The organism is Pseudoduganella sp. GW821-FHT11H04 (genome assembly GCF_058807935.1).
In genome coordinates, this window is sequence record NZ_JBXARE010000024.1 from 1 (window position 1) to 20,205 (window position 20,205).

Sequence of the window (20,205 nt, forward strand, 5' to 3'; positions counted from 1 at the left end):
GCCCAAGCACCTAAGCAAAAGCTGGTGACCGACGTGACGGAATTTAACGTTGCCGGAGAAAAGCTATACCTGTCACCAGTTATGGATTTATTTAACGGCGAGATCATCGCATTTGAAACTGCAACACGCCCTACCTATGAGCTGGTGGGCTCTATGCTCAAGAAGGCCCTGGCCAAGCTCAAGTCCAGCGACAAGCCTTTGATCCACAGCGACCAAGGCTGGCAGTATCGTATGCCTGCATATCAACGCGCCTTACGCAGCAAAGGCGTAGAGCAGAGCATGTCACGTAAGGGAAACTGTCTCGACAATGCGGCAATGGAGAGCTTTTTTGCGGTCCTGAAGTCGGAGTTCTACCACCCCAACAAATTTAGCAGCGTCGACGAGCTGAATGCAGGGCTCAAGCAGTACATCCACTACTATAATCACGACCGCATCAAACAGAAACTAAAAGGGCTGAGTCCTGTGGAATACAGGACTCAGCCCTTGGCAGCCTAGCAAACTAAACCGTCCAACTATTGGGGGTCAGTTCACCGCGGGGCGCTATTTTTTTGGCAGCGTTGACTTACGCCGCGTCGAGCCAGTAGCGGTCGATATCCTTCAAGCCCCAGCGTTCGGCGTCTTCGCGGCCGGCGATGCTGTCGAGCGCACCGGCGGTCGCCAGGTCCAGGCTAAGCGGTGGGATGTAGCTCATCGACTTGGTCGAATAGAAGATACGCACTTGCGGCTGCAACAGCGACTTGCTGTTGTCGACCACCACGGCCAGGCGGCCGGATTTCAATTTCACCAGCGTGCCGACCGGGAAGATGCCGATGCATTTGACGAAGGCGGCAAACAGCTGCGGGTCGAAGTGGCCGCCTTTGGCCCATTCGGCCATGCGGCGCAACGATTCGGCCGGGCACCAGCCGGCCTTGTAGGGACGGTTCGAAGTCACGGCGTCATACACATCGCAGATTGCGCCCATGCGCGCGTGCAGGCTGATGGCTTCACCTTTCAGGCCATGCGGGTAACCGGTGCCGTCGAATTTTTCGTGGTGGTGCAGGCAGACGTCGAGCGCAATCGGCGGGGCATTGCCGGCTGCGACCAGGATTTCGTAGCCGCCCATGGAATGTTCTTTGACCGCCTTGAATTCAGCGTCGGTCAGCTTGCCCGGCTTGTTCAGGATTTCCAGCGGCACGACGGCCTTGCCGATATCGTGCAGCAGCCCGGCCAGGCCGCAGTCGCGCAGCTCGCCATCGTCCAGGCCAAGCTGCTTGCCAAGGGCGACCATCATGGCCGACACGGCCACCGAGTGCAGGTAGGTGTAATCGTCGGCTTGCTTCAGGCGTACCAGGCTGACCAGGGCGCCGGGATTGCGGATGACGGAGGACGCGATGTCTTCAACCAGGGGCATCACAGTCTGCACGTCCTGTAGCCGGCCCATGCGGACATCGTCGAACATGGCGCTGATTGCCTGTTTCGATTGCTTGACCAGGCGCGCTGCGTGGTGCAATTCATCGACCATGCCGGTTGGCTGCACTTTCTGGAAGCGGAATGCTTCCGGGGCGCGCAGCGCCTCTGGCTGGGCGGGCGTGGCCGGCGCAGCGTTTGGCGCCTCGGCTACGTCACAGCCTTTTTCGAGGTCGATCTGCAAATCCTTGACGCCGCAGGTCTTCAGCTTGTGCACCAGCTCGTGGCTATCGACGGCGAAGGAGGGCGCCCAGAACGGATTGTTCAGCCATGACCCGCCCAGGGCATGCACGTACATGCCATGACGTACTTGGTCGATTGTGATTTTCTTAATCATGCTGAAGCGATAAGCAGGACCTGCGGAATTGCCCAACAAGGATATCATATTGATAGCCGGCAACATCATCTCTGAACTTTGCATAAGCAAATAAGGACTTCGTTGTTTGGATTCCAAGCTCATCCGAATACCCTAGCGTGTCTTGGAAGGATTTCGCATGGATCTCTCATTCATCGTTTCTGGTTTTGTCGTTGGCCTGCTCGTCGGATTGACCGGCGTCGGCGGTGGTTCGCTCATGACGCCTATCCTCACGCTGCTGTTCGGCGTGTCGCCTTCAGTGGCTGTCGGTACCGACCTGGCTTTCGCCTCCATCACCAAGACTGCCGGCACCGCCACGCACCGCCTGCGCGGGACTGTGCGTTGGGACATCGTGCGCTTGCTGTGCTACGGCGCCTTGCCCGCGGCGCTCGTTGCGACCTTCGGCCTCAAGCACTTCGGCGCACTCGACAAAGAGATCGGCCACCTGATTCGTATTTGTATCGCCGGCTCCGTCATGCTGACCGTGCTGGCCATCCTGTTCCGCGGCAAGATGCTGGCCTGGATGCTGGCCCACCCCGAGCGTCAATTGCAGGGCAAGACGCTACGCAACGCTACCGTGGTGGCGGGCGCCGTGCTCGGTACCTTGGTCACTATTTCTTCGATTGGCGCTGGCGCCGTGGGCGCGACGCTGCTGGTGCTGATGTATCCGCGCCTGACGCCGGCCGAAGTGGCCGGTACCGATATCGCCTATGCCGTGCCGCTGACCGCCATCGCTGCCGTGGGCCACTGGTGGCTGGGCTCCATCAACTGGATGCTGCTGCTGACTTTGTTGATTGGCTCCGTGCCTGGCATCACCATCGGCTCCTGGTTTGCACGCTCCATGCCGGAACGCATCCTGCGTGGCGTGCTGGCCACCGTGCTGGTGACCGTCGCCGCCAAACTGGTCGCGTGACTGCCCAAGCGGCATCTAAGCAAATGACAAAAGGTTAGTTTGGTTTATAACGCATGAATGCGAACATGCGCTCCTATTAGTCGAAAATGTAATAAGGGAGCAAGCATGTCTGCAGCAGCATTGCCGGTGACCGCGCCGGCAGGAGAGGTCAAGGCTCGCAAAGCGCCATACCGCGTGATGCCCGGCTTTAACCTGTCGCTCGGTTTCACGATCCTGTATTTGACCCTGATCGTCCTGATCCCGCTGTCGGCGATCTTTCTCAAAACTTTCACCATGACCTGGGACGGCTTCTGGGCTGCCGTCACGTCCGAGCGCGTGGTCGCTTCCTACAAGCTGACGTTCGGCGCATCGCTGATCGGCGCACTGTTCAACGTCTTCTTCGGCGGCATCGTGGCCTGGGTGCTGGTGCGCTACAAATTCCCCGGCAAGCGTATCGTCGACGCGCTGGTCGACCTGCCGTTCGCGCTGCCGACCGCTGTCGCCGGTATTACGCTGACTGCCCTGTATTCTTCCAATGGCTGGTTCGGCCGCTATATTGAAGGCGTGCTGGGCATCAAGGTCGCATTTACTCCGCTGGGCGTGGTGGTCGCGCTGACCTTCATTGGCCTGCCTTTCGTCGTGCGAACCGTGCAGCCGGTGCTGGAAGACGCCGAGCGCGAACTGGAAGAAGCAGCCGCCAGCCTTGGCGCCTCGGCCTTCCAGACTTTCCGCCGTGTGGTGTTCCCGACCATCCTGCCTTCGCTGCTGACCGGCTTTGCGCTGGCCTTTGCCCGCGCCACCGGCGAATTCGGGTCGGTGATTTTCATTGCCGGTAATATGCCGCTGGTCTCCGAGATTACGCCGCTGTTCATCATCACCAAGCTGGAACAGTATGACTACGCCGGCGCCACCGCGATTGCCGTGGTAATGCTGGTGGCCTCCTTCCTCATGCTGCTGGCGATTAACCTGCTGCAGGCATGGTCGCGCGGGAGGAATGCAAAATGAGCGCATCCGTGACGCCAATTAAACGCGGCGAGCTGCCGCAACGCCATGACGTGCTGGAACCGCGCTGGGTGCGCTATGCCCTGATCACGGTGGCGCTGACCTTCCTGACCCTGTTCCTGTTCGTGCCGCTGGTGGCCGTGTTCACCGAAGCGCTGAAGAAGGGCTGGGAAGTCTACGTCAACGCCATCCTGGATGACGATTCGCTGTCCGCGATCAAACTTACCTTGCTGACAGCTGCCATCGCGGTGCCGTTCAACCTGGTGTTCGGCGTAGCCGCTTCCTGGGCCATTACCAAATTCGAGTTCCGCGGCAAGAGCCTGCTGCTCACGCTGATCGACTTGCCGTTCTCGGTGTCGCCGGTGATCTCGGGCCTGATCTATGTGCTGCTGTTCGGCGCCCAAGGCTGGTTCGGGCCATGGCTTGCGGCGCACGATATCAAGATCCTGTTCGCGGTGCCGGGTATCGTGCTGGCGACCGTGTTCATTACCTTCCCCTTCGTGGCTCGTGAACTGATTCCGCTGATGCAGGCGCAGGGCAGTGAGGAAGAGGAAGCAGCCGTGGTGCTGGGCGCGAACGGCTGGCAGACCTTCTTCCGCGTGACCCTGCCGAACATCAAGTGGGGCCTGCTGTACGGCGTGATCCTGTGTAACGCCCGCGCCATGGGTGAATTCGGTGCGGTGTCGGTGGTGTCCGGCCATATCCGTGGCGAGACCAACACCATGCCGCTGCAGGTCGAGATCCTCTACAACGAATACAACTTTGCCGCCGCCTTTGCCGTGGCCTCGCTGCTGGCCCTGCTGGCGCTGGTCACCCTGGCAGTGAAAACCTTTATTGAATGGCGCCTGCACGAAAACTACGGCGACGACGCCAAGGAGCATTGATATGACGATCGCAGTCAAAAACATCAACAAGCGTTTCGGCGATTTCGTCGCCCTGGATAATGTGTCGCTGGATTTTCCGCAAGGCGAGCTGACCGCGCTGCTGGGCCCATCGGGCTGCGGCAAGACCACGCTGCTGCGCTGCATCGCCGGCCTGGAACACCCGGACTCGGGCCAGGTGCTGCTGGATGGCCAGGACGCATCCGACCGTCACGTGCGCGAGCGCCAGGTGGGCTTCGTATTCCAGCACTACGCGCTGTTCAAGCATATGACCGTTTTCGAGAACGTGGCCTTCGGCCTGCGCGTCAAGCCGCGCAAGGAGCGCCCGTCGGAAGACCAGATCCGCCGCAAGGTGAAAGAATTGCTGGAACTGGTGCAGCTCGATTGGCTGGCCGACCGCTATCCGCCGCAGCTGTCCGGCGGCCAACGCCAGCGTATCGCCCTGGCGCGCGCACTGGCCGTTGAGCCGCGCGTGCTGCTGCTGGACGAACCCTTCGGCGCGCTGGACGCTAAAGTACGCAAGGAACTGCGCCGCTGGCTGCGCCGCCTGCACGACGAGCTGCACGTGACCTCCATCTTCGTGACCCACGACCAGGAAGAGGCGCTGGAAGTGGCCGATCGCGTGGTGCTGATGAACAAAGGCCACGTCGAACAACTGGGTTCGCCGGACGAGGTGTACAACCATCCGGCTTCGCCATTCGTGTACGGCTTCCTGGGCAACGTGAACGTCTTCCATGGCCGCGTGCATGAAGGCGTTCTGGCCAGCGACGGCGTGGAATTCGATGTGGAAGGCCACGGCAGCGGCAAGGGCACGGCCTACATCCGCCCGCACGACCTGGAAGTTGAACGCTATGTTCAGGGCGCGGAAGGCATCGTGGTCAAGCTGCGCCGCGCGCATGCTATCGGCCCGCTGGCCCAGCTCGACCTGGAGCGTGCCGACAACGCCCAGATTATTGAAGCGACCATTTCCAGCGATCGCTATATCGCATTGAACCTGAAAGACGGCGAAACCCTGGTGGTGCGTCCAAAACGCCTGCGCGTCTTCGTCGATGAGGCCCACGCATGAATTTCCAACAGCTACGCTCCGTGCGCGAAGCCGCGCGCCGCAATTACAACCTGACCGAAGTCGCGAACGCGCTGTTCACGTCCCAGCCAGGCGTCAGCCGCCAGATCCGCGAACTGGAGGATGAACTTGGCGTCGTGATTTTCGAACGCAACGGCAAGCGCCTGACTGGCCTGACCGAGCCGGGCAAAGGCATCCTGAAGATCGTTGACCGCCTGCTGGTGGAGGCGGAAAACCTGCAGCAAGCGAGCCTGGAATTCACCGGCCAGAAAAGCGGCACACTGACCATTGCGGCCACCCACACCCAGGCGCGCTATGCGCTGCCGAAGGCGGTGTCGAATTTCCGCAGCGAGTTCCCGGACGTGCGCATCGCCTTGCAGCAAAGCGCCCCTGAGCATATCGCGGAATGGGTCTTGTCGGGCAAGGCCGATATCGGCATTGCTACCGAAGGCCTGTCGCAATTCCCGGACCTGGTGTCCTTCCCTTGCTACCGCTGGAGCCACCTGGTGGTGGTGCCGGATGGTCACCCGCTGCTCACCAGCTCCCCGATCCGCCTGGAAGACCTGGCCGATTATCCGCTGATTACCTACGACGTCGGCTTCACCGGCCGTGGCCATATCGACGCAGCCTTCGACAAGGCCGGCGTGCGCCCGGACATCGTGCTCACGGCAATGGATTCCGACGTGATCAAGCAGTACGTGGCGCTGGGGCTGGGCGTTGGCCTGGTGGCCTCGATGGCCTTCGACCACGGCCGCGACAAAGGCTTGCGCGCCATTGAAGCCTCCCACTTGTTCGCTGCAAATACAACAAGACTGGCCTTACGCAAAGGCGCATACTTGCGATCTTATGCCTACGAGTTTATCTCGCAGTTCGCTCCTGATTTGAAACGCACCGATATCGAGCAAGCCTTGCAGGGAGGCGACGCCCTGTAACCTTGAAGGAGGTTGTATGGGAATCGGCAACTGGAAAATCGGCGTGCGCCTGGCCGCCGGCCTTGGCCTCGCACTGGCCTTCATGATTGGCATCGCCGTTACCGGCATCGCCAACCTGGGCAAACTGAATGACGGCACCGAGGATATCGCCAGCGACAAGGTGCCGAAGGTGATCGCCGCCTACGAGGCGATCGGCGGCGTCAACGACGTCGCCCGCGCGATGCGCAACGCCATGCTGTCCACCGATCCGGAAACGGTGAAGAAGGAATTGAAGCGCGTCGAGGACAGGAAGGCCGAGATTGATGGCAATCTCGATAAGCTTGTCAAACTGATTTCGGACGATGAGGATGCGGAAAGCAAGGCCAAACTCAAGGCCGTGCTGGAAGCGCGCGAACGCTACCTGGTGGTGCAGTCGGCATTCCTGCAAAAATCCGCCGATGACAGCAAGCGCGAAGACAACGTCAAATACCTGCTCACCGTGGTGCGCAAGGAGCAGACGGCCCTCCTGACAGCGCTGACCGACCTGGTGAAATACCAGTCGGAAGCCGTGAACACCGCCAGCGATGTGGCCAACAAGGCCTATGCCAGCTCGCGCAAGCTGATGATCGTGCTGACTGCGGCGGCGGCCATGCTGGCTGCCTGGGTCGCATGGTGGGTCACGCGCAGCATCACGCAGCCTCTGAACCGTGCCGTGGGCGTAGCGGAAGCGGTGGCCGGCGGCGATCTCACGCAGCGCATCGAAGTCACCAGCCGCGACGAAACCGGCCAATTGCTGCAGGCGCTGGCCAATATGAACGAAAGCCTGGTGCGCACAGTCGGCAAGGTACGGTCAGGCTCCGACACCATCACTACCGCATCCAACGAAATCGCCAGCGGCAACCTGGACCTGTCCTCGCGCACCGAAGAGCAAGCCAGCTCGCTGGAAGAAACCGCGTCCTCGATGGAGGAATTGACGTCCACCGTGCAGCAGAATGCGGAGAACGCACGCCAGGCCACGCAGCTGGTTGTCACCGCATCCGAATTCGCTACGCGCGGCGGCGCCGTGGTGGGGCAGGTGGTCAACACCATGGGCGCCATCAAGGAGTCGTCGAACAAGATTGTCGACATTATCGGCGTCATCGACGGCATCGCTTTCCAAACCAATATCCTGGCGCTGAACGCCGCCGTGGAGGCGGCGCGCGCCGGTGAGCAGGGCCGGGGCTTTGCCGTGGTGGCGTCGGAAGTGCGCAACCTGGCGCAGCGTTCGGCGGCGGCGGCCAAGGAGATCAAGGAACTGATCGGGCATTCGGTCGTGACCGTGGACGAGGGCGCGCGCCTGGTCGACCAGGCCGGCGAAACGATGGACGGCATCGTCAAGGCGGTGCAGCAGGTCAGCGACATCATGCAGCAGATCAGCGCCGCCAGCCAGGAGCAAAGCAGCGGCATCGCGCAAGTGAACCAGGCCATCGTGTCCATCGACGACGTGACGCAGCAGAATGCCGCACTGGTGGAAGAAGCCGCGGCAGCCGCGCAATCGATGCGCGACCAGGCGGAAATGCTGGCCGAGGCGGTCAGCGTATTCCGCCTGGCCGACCACCATGCGGACCCGCAAAGGCTGGCTGTGCGGGCCGTGGTCAAGGCCTCCACCCGTCCGGTACAGCCGGCGGCGAAGAAGCCCGCCGTAGCGCGCCTGGCCAAGACGGCGCAGACTGCCGGCACCGGCCAGGAGTGGGAAGAGTTCTGAGCCGGCTGGCCCGTTTTAGAATTCCTCCCAGCCGTCAGCGCCGCCGGCGGTGGCTACGCGCTTGGTAGCTGCTGCCGGCCGCGCCTTGCTGCGAGGCGTCAGGCGCGTAACGACGGGGCTGCGGCGCTCGGGCGCCGCAGCAGGCGCAGTGCGAGGGCTTGCCGCAGTTGCGTGCGTCGATGCGGCGAGCCGGAACACGCTCACCGCCTGCGACAGCGAAGCCGCCTGCTCCTGCAGCGCGCCGGCAGCCGCTGCAGCTTGTTCCACCAGCGCGGCGTTCTGCTGGGTTGCGTTATCCATCTGCACCACCGCCTCGTTAATCTGTTGCAGCCCCGAGCTCTGTTCACCGCTAGCGGCCGAAATCTCGCCGATGATGTCGCTCACGCGCTGCACGCTGTCGACCACTTCCTTCATCGTGCTGCCGGCCTGCCCGGCCAGGCGGCTGCCTTCTTCCACCTGCGCCACCGAGTTGTCGATCAGCTGCTTGATTTCTTTGGCGGCGCTGCCGGCGCGCTGCGCCAGGTTGCGCACTTCCGATGCCACGACGGCGAAGCCGCGTCCCTGTTCGCCGGCGCGCGCCGCTTCCACTGCGGCGTTCAGGGCCAGGATATTGGTCTGGAATGCGATGCCGTCGATGACCGAGATGATTTCCACGATCTTGTAGGCCGATTCGTTGATCGCATCCATCTTGTCGACTACCTGCGATACCACGGCGCCGCCGCGCCGCGCCACTTCCGATGCGCTGCCCGCCAGCTGGTTGGCCTGCCTTGCATTGTCCGCATTCTGCTTTACCGTGGAAGTCAGCTCCTCCATCGACGAAGCGGTTTCCTCGAGCGAACCGGCCTGCTGTTCGGTGCGCGTCGACAGGTCCATATTGCCGCTCGCAATTTCAGTCGACGCGCTGCCGATCGATTCCGTAGCTTGCCGCACATTGCCGACGATGCCGACCAGGCTAATGTTCATTTCACGCAAGGCGGCCAGCAGCTTGCCTGTCTCGTCCTGCGAATGCACCTCGATGCGCTGCGTCAGGTCGCCGGCGGCGACCGCCTCGGCAACCTGCACCGCACGGTTCAGCGGGCCGGTAATGCTGCGCACCAGCCACCAGCCGATACCAGCGGCCAGCGCCAGGCCGCCTGCCAGCATGCCAATCACCATCAGGCGGAAGGTGGCGTAGCTCGATTGCGAGGATTCATACACCTGTTTGCCGACGTCCATCTGCAACTGCACGAGATGGTTCATGATGTCGCGTACCGGCAGGAAGCGTTCGTGCATGCGCCCGTTCATCAGGGCCTTCATTTTCTCCATGTCGCCCGCCCGCGCCGCTTCCAGGGCCGGGTTCAGGCCCTCGGCGAGGAAGGCATCGTGCGCTGTGACGAAGCGCTGCGTCAGGGCCTTCTCTTCCTCGGTCATAGAGGTGGCGGCGTAGGCTTTCCAGACCTCGTCAGCCTTGGCGCGGCTTTCTTCCACAGCCTTGACCATTGCCGGTAGCGAGGAGGGATCGCCGCTGACGGCAGTGGCCAGGGCAAGCTGGTTGCGGTTCATGCCGCGGATGATCTCCTGCAGCTGGCCTAGCGCCACGAGACGGTCCTCGTACATGGTCTTCAACGAAGCATTGGTGTTGGACAGGCTGCTGATGCCAGCAGCGCCGATCACCGTCATCATGAGGGAAAGGACGGCGAGGACGCCCGCCAGACGGAATTTGATTGTCAGGTTGTTCAGCATTTGCGGCTCCATCCCGCGCGCAGCCGCGGGCACTCAAAAGGGGGAAGTGTTAGAGCCGCGGGGATTGGGCGACGCTGGGCAGGGCGGGCTGGGATCGAAAAATCGAAAGCCCTGGAACCCCGATGCTAGCAACAAGGTTCCAGGCGGGCAAGTGAGAATTGGTGAGAATGTGGTTTATTGGCCCGGGTTTGGCAGGCGGGCGTGGATCGCATCGACGGCCGCCATGACTTCGGGCGGCAGGCGGACATCGAAAGCGTCAATGTTCTCTTTCAGTTGCGCCAATGTGGTCGCGCCGATAATTGTTGAAGCGACAAACCAGCGCGAATAGCACCAGGCCAGCGCGAGCTGCGCCGGCGTCATGCCGTTCTCGCGCGCCAGCTTGGCATACTGTGCCACAGCATCCAGCACGCCCGGGCGCAAGTAGCGCGGGCTCCAGCTTGGCGGGAAGATGGTCAGGCGGCCATGCGCCTTCGGATCGTCGTGGTACTTCGCCGTCAGCTGGCCGAAAGCCAGGGGGCTATACGCCATCAGGCTTACTTGCTCGCGGAAGCAGGTCTCGTCCAGGAAGCTGGTCTCGAAATGGCGGGCCGTGAGGTTGTACAGGTTCTGGATCGTGGCGATGCGCGGCAGGCCTTTCATCTCGGACTGCTTGATGAATTCGGACACGCCCCAGCAGCTCTCGTTGGAGACGCCGATGTGGCGGATCTTGCCTTCCTTGATCAACTCACCCAGCACGGCCAGGGTTTCTTCCACGGCGATGCTGTGGCGCTCCTTCCCAGGATCGAACTGGCTGGCGCCGAAGATCGGCACATTGCGGCTTGGCCAGTGCAGCTGGTACAGGTCGATGTAGTCGGTCTGCAGGCGCTGCAGGCTGGTCTCCACCGCAGCGCGGATATTGGCCGCATTATGGTTGCTCTTGCCCTTGCGGATCCAGTGCATATATGGATTCGGACCGGCGACCTTGGTCGCCAGCACCACGTCGGCACGGCGGCCCGATTTTTTCAGCCAGCTGCCGATAAAGCGTTCGGTATTACCCTGGGTCGCCTCGGACGGCATGACCGGATACAACTCGGCCGTGTCGATGAAATTGATGCCGCGCTCCAGCGCGGCATCAATCTGCGCGTGCGCGTCCGCCTCGGTGTTCTGCTGGCCGAAGGTCATCGTGCCGAGGCAGATCTTGCTGACCTTCAGGTCGCTGCGGCCAAGGGTAATCTTTTCCATGCTTAGCCTCGCAGAGCGTCCGCGCAGTCGCGCACCAGTGCCGGACCGGCGTAGATCAGGCCCGAGTACAGCTGCACCAGCTGCGCGCCCGCTTCGATCTTGGCCTTCGCATCCTTGCCCTGCATGATGCCGCCCACGCCGATGATCGGCAGCTCGTTGCCCAGCTCCGCCTTCAGCATGCGGATCACATTGTTGGACAGCTCGAACACCGGCGCGCCCGACAGGCCGCCGGTTTCCGCGCCGTGCTGCATGCCTTCCACGGCGGTGCGGCTCAAGGTGGTGTTGGTGGCGATTACGCCATCGATTTTGTGGCGCAGCAGGGCGTCAGCGATGTTCTTCACCTGGTCGGCGTCCATATCCGGCGCGATCTTCAGGGTCATCGGCACGTAGCGCTTGTGCTGGTCGGCCAGCCGCAGTTGCGCATCCTTCAGCTGCGACAGCAGACCGTCCACTTCCGACGCGCCTTGCAGCTGGCGCAGGTTCTTGGTGTTCGGCGAAGAAATGTTGACGGTGACGTAGCTGGCGTATGGATAAACCTTGGCCAGGCAGTGCAGGTAATCATCCACTGCACGCTCGATCGGCGTATCGGCGTTTTTGCCGATGTTCAGGCCCAGCACGCCCTCGCTGTTCTGGTAGAAGTGCGACGATTGTACGTTGGCCACGAAAGCGTCCACGCCGCCGTTATTGAAGCCCATGCGGTTGATGATGCCTTGCGCCGCAGGGAGGCGGAACATGCGCGGCTTCGGATTGCCCGGCTGCGCGCGCGGGGTCACGGTGCCCACTTCGATGGAGCCGAAACCCAGGTCGGCCAGCGCGTCGATGAAAGCGCCATCCTTGTCCAGGCCGGCGGCCAGTCCGACAGGATTGCGGAAGGTCAGGCCCATCACGGTGCGCGGATCGTCTTTCGGACGGCGCACCATGGCGCGTGTCAGGCCCAGGGCGGACAGGCGCTTCAGTGCAGGCAGGGTGAAATGGTGGGCGGATTCCGCGTCCATCGAGAACAGGACTGGGCGGGCGAGGGAGTACAGGAATTTATCGGACATGTGGGCAGCTTTGGTGAATTTTGCAGCATTTTACACTGCCCACCACCCTGCTACTTCGCTGTCAGCGGTCCCCACGCGCCCTTGATGCGCGCTTGCAGTGGCTGGAACTTGATCTTGTAATTCATCTTCGGGCTGTCTTCGATCCAGTAGCCAAGATAGACGAATTCGAGCCCCAGCTCGTGCGCCTGGGCGATTTGCCACATCACGTTATAGGTGCCGAAGGAGGCGCCCGCCACGTCCGGGTCGAAGAAGGTGTAGACCGAAGACAGGCCATCCGACAGCACGTCGATGATGGACACCATGCGCAGCGTGCCATCCGGCTCGCGGAACTCCACCAGGCGCGTATTGACCCGGCTTTGCAGCAGGAATTGCGCGTACTGGTCGCGCGAATCCTGGTCCATGCCGCCGCCGGCGTGGCGCGTGCTCTGGTAGCGCAGGTAAAGATCGTAATGCTCGTCGGAGAAGGACAGGCTGGCCACGCCAGCTTCCAGGTTGCTGTGACGCGCCCAGGCGCGGCGCTGGCCGCGCGTGGGCTTGAATCCACCCGCTTCAACACGCACTGGAATACAAGCCTGGCAGCCGTCGCAATATGGACGATAAGTAAAGATGCCGCTGCGGCGGAAGCCGTTTTTCACCAGCTCCGAATACACGTCGGCGTTGATCAGGTGCGACGGCGTGGCGACCTGCGAACGGGCCTGTCGCGCATCCAGATAGCTGCACGGATAAGGCGCCGTTGTATAAAACTGCAACGTTGCGAAGGGAAGGTCGTTAAGCTGCGTCATGCTTCATATCATAACGCTTCCGCGGCTTAAAACGGTGCGATAGGGCACCAATCGCGTATCTGTGGCATCACAATATTTTTTTGCAGGTGCGCGATGAAGTCCTTGCGTGGTATGGGATACGCACCGAGAGAGGCCAGGTGGCCGGTCTCTTGCTGGCAATCGATCAGCTCAACGCCATGCTGTTTTAAAAAGTGCACAAGGTACGCCAGCGCGACCTTGGAGCCGTCGGTGACGCGCGCGAACATCGATTCGCCATAGAACATGGTGCCGATCGAGACGCCGTAGGCGCCGCCTACCAGTTCGCCATCCAGCCACAGCTCGGAAGAGTGCGCGTAGCCCTGGCGGTGCAGGCCGGTGTAGCCGGCGATGATGTCTTCTGAAATCCAGGTGCCGGGACCGTCGCGGCGCGGTGCGGCGCAGGCGCGCATGACTTGTTCGAAGGCGCTGTCGAAGCGTACTTCCCAGCGGCTGTCGCGGGCGATTTTCCTGAGCGTCTTGCGCAGGCTGTCGGACATCTTGAAATCGGCCGTACGCAGGACCATGCGCGGATCGGTGCTCCACCACAGGATGGGCTGACCCTCTGAAAACCAGGGGAAGATGCCGCGCTGGTAAGCCGCCAGCAGCCGTTTGGGCGACAAATCCGCGCCTGCAGCCAAAAGGCCCGGCGCGTCCGTGGTCAGGGCTTCGGAGACGTCTGGAAAGGGCGTGTTGACGTCAAGCCAGGGAATCATTTGTCGGTAGGCTGGCGCATTGGCTGCGTGATGTCTTGCGTGTGGAAGCCGTAGCCGCCGCCTTCGCGCATCTTGGCGCGGTCGGCGAAGAAGAATTCCAGCGTGGTGCGGATGGTGGGGAAGGCCAGGTCTTCCCACGGGATTTGCGCTTCCGTGAACATTTGCACATCCAGGCTTTCCTCGCCCGGTGCAAAGTCCAGGTCGCGCAGGGTGGCCAGGTAGAACATATGGACCTGGTGCACACGCGGCACGTTGAGCAGGGTGTAGAGCGGGCCGAGCTCGATATTGGCGCCGGCTTCCTCTTCCGTTTCGCGCTGGGCGGCTTCGGCCGTGGTTTCGCTGTTTTCCATGAAACCGGCTGGCAGGGTCCAGAAACCGCGGCGCGGCTCGATCGCGCGTTTGCAGAGCAAAACCTGCAACTCGCCATCGTGCTCCCAGACCGGCAAGGTGCCGATCACCATCTTGGGATTCTGATAATGGATTGCCGAACAGTTGACACAAACGTAACGCGGCCGGTTGTCACCGGCCGGCACCATCAACTCAACAGGGTGGGCGCATTCTGAGCAAAATTTCATACCATTACTTTACACTGAACGGCCAGTTTCCGGGATTCGACGAAATATATTCGAGCTATCGTAAAAAGGACGGGGATAAATATTGCCTAAAGTGGCGCACTGCCCTATAATACTCGCATCAGACGCGGGGTGGAGCAGTCTGGCAGCTCGTCGGGCTCATAACCCGAAGGTCACAGGTTCAAATCCTGTCCCCGCAACCAGAATTCAGAAGAAACCGTCATCAGCATTATGCGATGACGGTTTTTTTTCGCTTATTTACGCCGCCGAGTGTGCTTTTCGCAGGAAATCGAGGATTTCATCGGTCATCAGGCGACCCTGGCTGAGCGCCGGCTCATTTTCCAGTGCCTTGCGGAAACGCTGGCGTGCATCCGGCGCAGTGCCGACCATATCGGTGAAGAGTTCGAACCAGCGATGCGCCAAAGCGCGTGCTTTCGGCGTCTGCGGCGAAGGATCCGTTGCCATTTGCTCGCGGATTTCGCTGATCAGGGCCGGCCATTCATGCGCGCGGGTGCGGAAATGCTTGTGCATGGTTTCGATTTCCTGCGGCAGCATATATTTGGCATAGATCGCCAGCTTGCTCTGGCCGCCGGCTGCGGCGACGTAGTTGCGCATCTCGACGGTCACACCGCTTTGCTTGCGGTATTCCTCCTCGCGCGACCACATATTGTCCAGTCGCTGCATCATGTCGAAACTGTTGCCGGCCTGGCGGCTGAAGGTCGCCATCCATTTTTCCGCCAGTTGCTGCACCGCCGGGTCGGACGGCGGCACGCCTGCCGCCATTTTCTGCTTCACTTCTTCAATCAGTGCTTCCCATTCTTTCGGGGCCGCAGGGTCGTTGACCATCGGCAGTTGGGCCAGTTCTTCCTTGGTAAAGTATTTGTCGTACACGGTCATTTGCTCCAATGTGGTTAGCCAGGTAGCCAATTCCGGTTCCTCGCCCGCCAGCAGTTGCCCACGCAAGGCCGTCAGCTGCTCGCGCAGTTTGGCGGCTTCGGCGATTTGCTGATCGAGCGAATCGATCTGGCGGGCAATCAGGTCGGGCAGGGAGGTATCGGGTTTGGCCAGGAAAAGACCGATATCGGCCAGCGCCATGCCGAAACGGCGCAAGGCCTGCACCTGGTGCAGGCGCGCTACATCGTCGCGGTTGTAAAGGCGATAGCCGGCATCGGAACGTCCCGATGGCTTGAGCAAGCCGATGCTGTCGTAATGGTGGAGCGTCCGCACGGTCAGGCCCGAGCGGCGCGCCAGTTCACCCACTTTCAACATCATCATTTAGCTCCTTGTCATCGTTACGTTACCGACATGCTGGAGCCTGACGTTAGGTGAGGGTCAAGCGCTTTCGTTGGGGCGGTCGGCGAGGCTGGCCCACAGGTGGGCAGCCGCCATTGTGCGGTGTGGTTGCCATTGCTGCAAGATCTGTTCGGTGCGGGCCATATCGGGCTTGGCGTCTTCGCCAAGAAGCCGTTGCAGGGCGGCGCGGATCGCCACGTCGCCGTGCAGCGAGCAGTCGGCGTAGCCATAGCCACGCAGCAGGGCGTAGTTCACGGTCCAGGGGCCGATGCCTTTGACCGCCAGCAGGTTCTTGCAGATGGCGGGGATAGGGTTGTCGTCGCGCTCCTCGATATCGAGTTCGCCCGCCGCGACCAGCTGCGCAAAGCGGATCAGGGTTTCGGCCTTGGCGCGCGAGAACTTGCGGGTGGTGAGGTCTTCGACCGTGAGCTTGGCCACGTCCGCCGCCTCCGGATAACACCACAAACCGTCCTTGTGCTGGCGGCCCGCCTGCAAGATGAAGGTGCGGCGCAGCGCGATGGCGAAGGACAGGTTGATCTGCTGGCCGATGATGGCCCAGGTCAGCGCCTCGAACACGGTTGCCGACTGCACGATACGCAGGCCCGGCTGGCGCGCGACGAGTGGGCCGAGCAGGGCATCCCCGCGCGCAAAGGCGACGAAAGGCGCCGGGTCGATGTGCAAGCCGAGGATATTGCGTGCCGCAGCCTCGATCTGCGCAGCCAACTCCGGCGGCACCTTGCGTGCACGCGGCAGCTCGATATCAGCCTCGCACGCCGCCGAACGCGCGCGGCCCTGTGGCAGCGCAACGTTCAACGTAACTGGCACGCCGTCCAGCAGCATGCCCTTGCGGATGGCCTCCGGGTTGACTTGTTCTGCCACGCTTTCCGCATCGCGGCTATGGAAGGCCAGCACATCCTGCACGCGGTATCCGGCAGGCAGCACAAGCGGGAATGTGTACTTCATGCCGCTTCTGTATTCCGCATCCAGGGCAGCTTGACCTTGTAGCCGGTGACCAGCATGGTGCCCGTGATGACGATGGCGGCGCCGGCAACGGTGTACCAGCCCACGACTTCATGCAGGAACAGCGAGCCCCACAAGATACCGAACAAAGGATTCAGGAAGGTGACGGTCAGCGCCGAAGTCGGCCCCACATCGCGCACCAGCCCGAAATACAGCAGGTAAGCGATGCCGCTGCACAGCACACCCAGTGCCAGGGCCGCACCCATGATGCCGACAGTCGGCTCGCCCGGCTGCGGGAAAATCGCCAGCGCAGGAATAGTCAGCAAAGCCGCCGCCCACATGCTGCCGTGCGCGTTCGCAAATGGCTCAACGCCCTGAGCCGACTTCGCCACCTTGGTGTAAGTGGTCGCGATGCTGTAGCTGAAAGCCGCCAGCGTAGCCGCCGCGATAGCCAATCCCGCCCCCTCCTTGCTGCTGACGTGGTCAAAGCCCACCAGCATGGCGACACCCGCCGTGCCAAGGACCAGGCCAAGCATCACGCGCTTCGACACCATATGGCGATGCCATACCGCGCCCACGATCGCACCCCAGATCGGCGCAGTCGCATTCAGCACCGACAGCACGGAAGCCGTCAGCGTCTTCGCCGCAAATGCGAACAACAGGAAAGGCAGCGCCGAATTAAAGAAGCCCAGCACCAGGTAATGCCGCCAATGCTTGCCGAGATCGAGCCGCTTGTGCAGCACCAGACCCACCACAGCCAGGAAAATCGCCGCAAAAGTCACGCGATACTCAATCAGCACCCCTGGCCCCAGGACCGGCGCCGCGATACGCATGAACAAGAAAGAGCTGCCCCAAATAGCAGCCAGAAAAATCAGTTTAAGAAGGTTCGAAGTATTCATACGGTTCAGTTCGTGTCACACCTTGGGGTCACACCCGAAATGGGACACGTGCTCGTCTGTGTGTGCGGATGGGTTCGTGTCTCATTTCGGGTGTGACCCCATGGTGTGACACGGGCGGGGCTGTGGCTAGCTGGTTCTTGCTTTTGAATTCGGGAGTTCACGTTGAGCAGGCGGCGCTGGGGGGCGTTGCGAGAGCTGCGGCGTGGTTGATTTGCAGGACTTCGGGGACGCCGTTCTTGATCGCGGTCATTTCGGCCAGGATGGAGATGGCGATTTCGGGCGGCGTTTTACTGCCGATGTAGAGGCCGATCGGGCCGTGCAGGCGGGCGATCTGCGCTTCCGTCAGGTCGAATTGCAGCAGGCGTTCGCGTCGCTTGGCGTTGTTGGCGCGTGAGCCGATGGCGCCGATGTAGAAGGCGTCGGTCTTCAGCGCTTCCATCAGGGCCATGTCGTCCAGTTTTGGATCGTGGGTCAGTGCGACGATGGCGCTGCGCGAGTCGAGCTGCATTTCCAGCACCAGGTCGTCGGGCATGGCGTGCACCAGCGGTACTTCGGGCAGGGTCCAGCCTGCGCGGTATTCTTCGCGGGGATCGCAAACGGTAACGTGGTAATCCATGGCGGTGGCGATCTGCGCCAGCATGCGCGAGAGCTGGCCGGCGCCGATGATCAGGAGCCGCCAGCGCGGGCCGTGCTGGGTGAGCAGCAGGTCGCCGTTGCGCTCCAATACTGCGCCGGGGCGGGCGCGTTCGAGCGTGACCTCGCCGTTGCCCAGGTCGAGCGTGCGCGCTACCAATTCGTGCGCGGCGAGGCGGTCCAGCAATTCGTCGATGCGGCTGTGGGGGCCGAGTGGTTCGAGCGCGAGTTCGATGGTACCGCCGCAGGGCAGCCCGAAGCGGTGGGCTTCGTCGGCGGTGATGCCGTAGCTGACTACTTCGGGCAGCTGGCGCTGGATGCCTTCCTTGCGTACGCGGTCGATCAGGTCGTCTTCAATGCAGCCTCCGGAGACTGAGCCGACCACGCGGCCGTCTTCGCATATGGCCAGCGTGGCGCCAATCGGGCGCGGGCTGGAGCCCCAGGTCCGGATCACGGTAACCAGCTGGCAGCGCAGTCCCGCTGCGAGCCAGGCGGAACAAGTCTTGAGCACTTCGAGGTCGATGCTATCCATGCCCGAACTATAGCAAGGGTCAGCGCTTTTTGCAGACGGCCTTCAGCGCCTTTTCGGCCGGGCTGTCCGGCGCGACTGTTTCGGGGTCGTAGGCTTCGTATTTGAAGGTGCCTACCGGTTCGCCCTTGCCCAATACTTCGGGGTGGAAGGTCTGGCTGAGCGGGGTGCGGGTGCCGTCTTCGCAGGCATACAGGTGCAGCGAGCGTACCGACAGGTACATTTTGCCGTCGGGCGCAGTCTGCGGTTTGCGGAAGGATTCCATGGTCCAGGCCTTGCGGCCTTCGGGTGCGATGCGCACCGATTTTTTGTCCAGCAGGAGGATGCTGTCCTTGTCTTTGGCGAGGGTAGTCCAGGGCCCCGCCAGCGCCACCGAAGGCGCCAGGGCGAGGATCAGGACTACAGCTTTCATGGCAGGAGAGGGCGCTTGGAGGCCTGCTTGGCCTTGATTTCGGAGACGCTGCGGTCCATCGCCGCCAAGCGCGCGGAAACGTTCGGGTGGATCGCGGTGTAGCCATTCAGCACCGTGGCCGGATACTGGCCGGACAGGCGCTGCCAGAAGCCGTGCGCATTGCCGATGTTGTAGCCGGCGCGCGCCAGCATGTACAGCGCCAGGTTGTCGGCCGCCACGTCGTAGTCGGATGGCATCGGGCGCACGCCCGCGCTGCCGACCAGCATGGTCAGGTCGGGCCGCATCGAGGCCAAGTTGTCGATGATGCTGGACATGGTGGCGGTGCTGCGCATCTGCACGGTGTGGCCGAGGATGTTATGCGCCAGCTCTTTCGCCATCACATAGGCAATCGCTTCGTCGTTTTGTGCGAAGTTGATCATGCCGCGCGTCAGCAGCACGCGGCTGCCGTCGTTGTAGGCGTTCACATTGTCCGAGTTGCCCAGGTCGACGCGGAAGGCGCAGGCGCGCGTGACCGGCACGTTCAGCGTCTGGTTGCCGCCGTTGCGGGCAATGGTCATGCTTAACGTTGCGCTGTTGGCGGTGAGCGGGCCGAATACTCCTGCGGCTTTGCTTTCGGCGTCGCGGCCACGCGGCAGCGGTTTGCCGCCGGCGGCCACCAGGTCGTCGCCCTTGCGCAAGCCGGCGCGCGCGGCGCCGCTGCCGGCCAGCACGCCGGACACTTGCAGCACGTCGTCGTAACCCAGTACAGCGGCCGAGGCATCGGCGTATTCGCCCGGGTAGGAATATTTGTTCTTGGCGGTGAAGCCGAGCAGGTTGCGTGCCTGCGCCTTGCACAGGTCGGCGTTATTGATGAGCAGCGGGGCGGCGACGCGGTACAGGCGTTCCTGCAAACCCGCGATCACTTTGAGGTGGTCGCGCGCGGCCTGCATTTGCGGCGTCACCACTGGCGCCACAGGCGCCGTTGGCTGAATCGGTTCCGCCGGCGCGGTATGCTCGCTGCCGGATTGGAAGGTGGAACAGGCAGAGAGCAGGAGCGAGGCGGCGATTGCCGGCCAGGCGAGCCGGCGGGCCGGCGAAGTATTGGAATTGCGTTGCTCTACTGCCATATTAATTT

At 62.1% G+C, this 20,205-nt stretch carries 20 protein-coding genes and 1 tRNA gene; 8 read left to right on the forward strand and 13 right to left on the reverse strand.

What is annotated here, in order from left to right:
• Window positions 1–495: IS3 family transposase (locus tag AC1RTP_RS27700; RefSeq protein WP_498611866.1), on the forward strand; the 495-nt coding region annotated here is incomplete at its 5' end.
• Window positions 496–562: 67 nt separating this feature from the next.
• Here AC1RTP_RS27700 and AC1RTP_RS27705 read toward each other — a convergent pair.
• Window positions 563–1,783: a cyclic di-GMP phosphodiesterase gene (locus AC1RTP_RS27705; RefSeq protein WP_498611867.1), complete on the reverse strand. Its 1,221-nt coding sequence runs from the start codon at window positions 1,781–1,783 to the stop codon at window positions 563–565.
• A 157-nt stretch (window positions 1,784–1,940) separates the two neighbouring features.
• Between AC1RTP_RS27705 and AC1RTP_RS27710 the strand changes: the two genes are divergently transcribed.
• From AC1RTP_RS27710 to AC1RTP_RS27735, 6 genes are all read left to right on the forward strand, one after another.
• Window positions 1,941–2,714 carry a sulfite exporter TauE/SafE family protein gene (locus AC1RTP_RS27710; protein ID WP_498611868.1) on the forward strand — a complete coding sequence of 258 codons (774 nt, stop codon included), beginning with the start codon at window positions 1,941–1,943 and terminating at the stop codon, window positions 2,712–2,714.
• Window positions 2,715–2,891: 177 nt separating this feature from the next.
• Complete coding sequence (cysT, locus tag AC1RTP_RS27715; protein ID WP_498611904.1) at window positions 2,892–3,698, forward strand: sulfate ABC transporter permease subunit CysT; 807 nt, start codon at window positions 2,892–2,894, stop codon at window positions 3,696–3,698.
• Window positions 3,695–4,579, forward strand: coding sequence for a sulfate ABC transporter permease subunit CysW (gene cysW, locus AC1RTP_RS27720; RefSeq protein ID WP_498611869.1), 885 nt, complete (start codon window positions 3,695–3,697; stop codon window positions 4,577–4,579). Before cysT ends, cysW begins: the two co-directional genes overlap by 4 nt.
• Window position 4,580: 1 nt before the next feature.
• Window positions 4,581–5,642 (forward strand): sulfate/molybdate ABC transporter ATP-binding protein, encoded by a 1,062-nt coding sequence (locus tag AC1RTP_RS27725; RefSeq protein ID WP_498611870.1) that lies wholly within the window; start codon window positions 4,581–4,583, stop codon window positions 5,640–5,642.
• A complete protein-coding gene (locus AC1RTP_RS27730) occupies window positions 5,639–6,571 on the forward strand; it encodes a CysB family HTH-type transcriptional regulator (RefSeq protein WP_498611871.1) in 933 nt (310 codons plus the stop codon). Before AC1RTP_RS27725 ends, AC1RTP_RS27730 begins: the two co-directional genes overlap by 4 nt.
• A 16-nt stretch (window positions 6,572–6,587) precedes the next feature.
• Complete coding sequence (locus AC1RTP_RS27735) at window positions 6,588–8,294, forward strand: methyl-accepting chemotaxis protein (protein ID WP_498611872.1); 1,707 nt, start codon at window positions 6,588–6,590, stop codon at window positions 8,292–8,294.
• Window positions 8,295–8,309: 15 nt separating this feature from the next.
• On the opposite strand, the gene AC1RTP_RS27740 is transcribed toward AC1RTP_RS27735, so the two are convergent.
• From AC1RTP_RS27740 to AC1RTP_RS27765, 6 genes are all read right to left on the reverse strand, one after another.
• A complete protein-coding gene (locus AC1RTP_RS27740) occupies window positions 8,310–10,016 on the reverse strand; it encodes a methyl-accepting chemotaxis protein (RefSeq protein WP_498611873.1) in 1,707 nt (568 codons plus the stop codon).
• Window positions 10,017–10,190: 174 nt separating this feature from the next.
• Window positions 10,191–11,237, reverse strand: coding sequence for an aldo/keto reductase (locus AC1RTP_RS27745; protein WP_498611874.1), 1,047 nt, complete (start codon window positions 11,235–11,237; stop codon window positions 10,191–10,193).
• Window positions 11,238–11,239: 2 nt separating this feature from the next.
• Complete coding sequence (locus AC1RTP_RS27750; protein ID WP_498611875.1) at window positions 11,240–12,280, reverse strand: quinone-dependent dihydroorotate dehydrogenase; 1,041 nt, start codon at window positions 12,278–12,280, stop codon at window positions 11,240–11,242.
• Window positions 12,281–12,330: 50 nt separating this feature from the next.
• The gene (locus AC1RTP_RS27755) at window positions 12,331–13,062 is read right to left on the reverse strand and encodes an arginyltransferase (protein ID WP_498611876.1); all 732 of its coding nucleotides are present in this window, start codon (window positions 13,060–13,062) and stop codon (window positions 12,331–12,333) included.
• Between the two features lie 26 nt (window positions 13,063–13,088).
• The gene (gene aat / locus AC1RTP_RS27760; RefSeq protein WP_498611877.1) at window positions 13,089–13,793 is read right to left on the reverse strand and encodes a leucyl/phenylalanyl-tRNA--protein transferase; all 705 of its coding nucleotides are present in this window, start codon (window positions 13,791–13,793) and stop codon (window positions 13,089–13,091) included.
• A complete protein-coding gene (locus AC1RTP_RS27765) occupies window positions 13,790–14,368 on the reverse strand; it encodes an NUDIX hydrolase (RefSeq protein ID WP_498611878.1) in 579 nt (192 codons plus the stop codon). The genes aat and AC1RTP_RS27765 overlap by 4 nt, the downstream gene beginning before the upstream one ends.
• Window positions 14,369–14,491: 123 nt before the next feature.
• Between AC1RTP_RS27765 and AC1RTP_RS27770 the strand changes: the two genes are divergently transcribed.
• Window positions 14,492–14,568: transfer RNA gene (locus AC1RTP_RS27770), tRNA-Met, on the forward strand.
• Window positions 14,569–14,623: 55 nt separating this feature from the next.
• On the opposite strand, the gene AC1RTP_RS27775 is transcribed toward AC1RTP_RS27770, so the two are convergent.
• The 6 genes from AC1RTP_RS27775 to AC1RTP_RS27800 form a co-directional block, all read right to left on the reverse strand.
• On the reverse strand, window positions 14,624–15,637 hold the full coding sequence (locus AC1RTP_RS27775) for a MerR family transcriptional regulator (protein WP_498611905.1): 1,014 nt from the start codon (window positions 15,635–15,637) through the stop codon (window positions 14,624–14,626).
• Between the two features lie 60 nt (window positions 15,638–15,697).
• The gene (locus AC1RTP_RS27780) at window positions 15,698–16,621 is read right to left on the reverse strand and encodes a DNA-3-methyladenine glycosylase 2 (protein WP_498611879.1); all 924 of its coding nucleotides are present in this window, start codon (window positions 16,619–16,621) and stop codon (window positions 15,698–15,700) included.
• A complete protein-coding gene (locus AC1RTP_RS27785; protein WP_498611880.1) occupies window positions 16,618–17,517 on the reverse strand; it encodes a DMT family transporter in 900 nt (299 codons plus the stop codon). Before AC1RTP_RS27785 ends, AC1RTP_RS27780 begins: the two co-directional genes overlap by 4 nt.
• Window positions 17,518–17,674: 157 nt before the next feature.
• Entirely contained in the window at window positions 17,675–18,682 is a 1,008-nt protein-coding gene (locus AC1RTP_RS27790) for an XdhC family protein (RefSeq protein ID WP_498611881.1), read from the reverse strand.
• Between the two features lie 19 nt (window positions 18,683–18,701).
• On the reverse strand, window positions 18,702–19,091 hold the full coding sequence (locus AC1RTP_RS27795) for a surface-adhesin E family protein (RefSeq protein ID WP_498611882.1): 390 nt from the start codon (window positions 19,089–19,091) through the stop codon (window positions 18,702–18,704).
• Window positions 19,088–20,197, reverse strand: coding sequence for a M48 family metallopeptidase (locus tag AC1RTP_RS27800; RefSeq protein WP_498611883.1), 1,110 nt, complete (start codon window positions 20,195–20,197; stop codon window positions 19,088–19,090). Before AC1RTP_RS27800 ends, AC1RTP_RS27795 begins: the two co-directional genes overlap by 4 nt.
• Window positions 20,198–20,205: the final 8 nt, after the last annotated feature.